The organism is Nocardia concava NBRC 100430 (genome assembly GCF_000308815.1).
Taxonomy (GTDB): domain Bacteria; phylum Actinomycetota; class Actinomycetes; order Mycobacteriales; family Mycobacteriaceae; genus Nocardia; species Nocardia concava.
The window spans coordinates 1-1,975 of sequence record NZ_BAFX01000145.1 but is presented as its reverse complement, the minus strand read 5'-3'; the positions used below and the strand labels follow the sequence as shown (position 1 = coordinate 1,975).

Annotated in this window: 1 protein-coding gene and 1 pseudogene; both read right to left on the bottom strand. The window is 72.2% G+C overall.

The annotated features are described in order from the left end of the window. Nucleotides 1-815 (bottom strand): copper homeostasis protein CutC (locus ON43_RS33720; protein WP_051179590.1); only part of this gene is annotated, 815 nt, incomplete at its 3' end. A gap of 202 nt (nt 816-1,017) precedes the next feature. Beyond that, nucleotides 1,018-1,975: pseudogene (locus ON43_RS33715) on the bottom strand (Fe-S oxidoreductase); the annotation flags it as partial.

The following is a 1,975-nucleotide window of genomic DNA, read 5'->3' as shown; positions in this document are numbered from 1 at the left end:
TAGCGGGAAAAATGAAGGGACAGAACCGCATTTGCGGAAATAGTCCGGGGGGTCGAGAGTCCCGTACGCGCCGCATCGCACAATGCGGCCACACCGGCGGCATCGGTGACGAAATGGTCGAAGCCGCTGGGCACTCCGAATTCGGCGAAGGAGACCTCGGAATCGGGCTGCGGACGGCCAGGCACCGGAATGCGTACGGCCGCATGCAGATCCCGCGTCCCCGTCAGCTCGATCACCCGGCGGGCATTGTCGGCGCGCAGACCGCCGCACGCCATCACATCGATGCGGCCGTCGGCCAGATTCACCAGTCGCGCGATGAGTGCCGCGCCGTCGAGCACCGAGACCTGGCGGCCGGAGGTGAGCAGCCGGGTGAAACCCAGCTCCAGTAATTGCTCGAAGCCCTCGGCGGGATCCGCGCAGACATCGAAGGCGCGGTGGAAGGTGACCTCGAGATCGTCGGCCGCGGCCAGCAGTTCGGTATTCGCCGCCGGATCGATGTGCCCGTCCTCGTCGAGGACGCCGATCACCACCCCGTGCGCCCCGGCCGCGCGCGCCCGCTCGATATCGGTGCGCATGAGCGACACCTCCTCGGCCGAATAGCGGAAGTCGCCCGGGCGCGGGCGGATCAGCACGTGGATCTGGGTATGCCCCGCCGCCTCCACCGCCGCCTCGATCAGGGCCGGACCGGGCGTGAGACCGCCGACCGTGAGGCCCGAACACAATTCCACCCGGGTGGCCCCCGCCTGTTCGGCGATCCGGACCCCACCCAGAGACTCCACCCCGATCTCGACCCGGACCGCACGCGCAACCGTCATACCCTGCAGTATGGCGAACTCCCGCCGGGATTGTTGCCCGAGGTTAACCGTTGTGGCCGGGATCGCGGCCGCAAAGCGCGGGGAATCGCCAGGTCGGAGGGGGTAATCCGGGACGGGTGAGAATTCGAAAAGGGCGGCGCCACCCGTAGGTGGCGCCGCCCTTTTCAATCCGGTTCGGCCGCCCGATGTTTCGGGCCCGGACCTAGTTCTTCTTGCCCGGCGCCTTCATGCCCGACTTGAAGCCGAGCCCACCCGGCTTGGCGGCGGGCGGCTTGGCCGCGCCATTGCCCTCCGAGGTGCCGTTGCCCTCCGAGGTGCCATTGGCTTCGGTGGCGGCCGGTTCGGCCGGAGCCGCAGCGGGCTCGACCGGTGCCGGTGCGGTCTCAGCCGGTGCGGTTTCGGCCGGAGCCGAATCGGCCGGAGCGGCAGGCGCTTCCGGAGCCGGAGCGGCGGCGGGGGCTGCCGCACCCGGAGCCTTCGGGCCAGGTCGCTTCAGGCCGGACTTCATGGCCAGACCCTTGGCCGCGATGGTCGGCTTGGCCTCGGTGGCCGGAGCCGGAGCGGCCGGGGCCTCGGTCGCGGCAGCCTCGGCGGCCGGTGCGGCAGCCGGAGTCTCGGCCGGTGCGGCCTCGGCGGCGGGCTTGGCGCCCGGAGCCTTGGCGGCGCCCTTCATCTGCAGACCCTTGCCGCCGGGGGCCTTGAGGCCGCCCTTCATGCCCAGTCCGCCCGGCTTGGCGACCGGAGTCGCCGGAGCCTCCGCCGCGGATGCGGCCTCGGCGGGTGCGCTCTCGGCGGGAGCCGCGGCGGCGGAAGCGGATTCGTCGGCCTTCGCGCCGGGAGCCTTGGCGGCGCCCTTCATCTGCAGGCCCTTGCCGCCGGGAGCCTTGAGGCCGCCCTTCATGCCGAGCCCGCCCGGCTTGGCGGCCGGAGTCGCCGGAGCTTCCGCGGCGGGTGCTTCCGCGGCCGGAGCGGCAGCCTCGGCCGGAGCCGCGGCCTTCGCGCCCGGCGGCTTGAGCCCGCCCTTCATGCCCAGACCCTTACCGCCGGGGGCCTTCGCGCCACCCTTCATACCCAGACCGCCACCGGCCGGAGCAGCCTTCGGCTCGGCGGGAGCCTCGGCGACCGCGGCCTCGGCCTTGACGGGTTCGGGTTCGGAAACT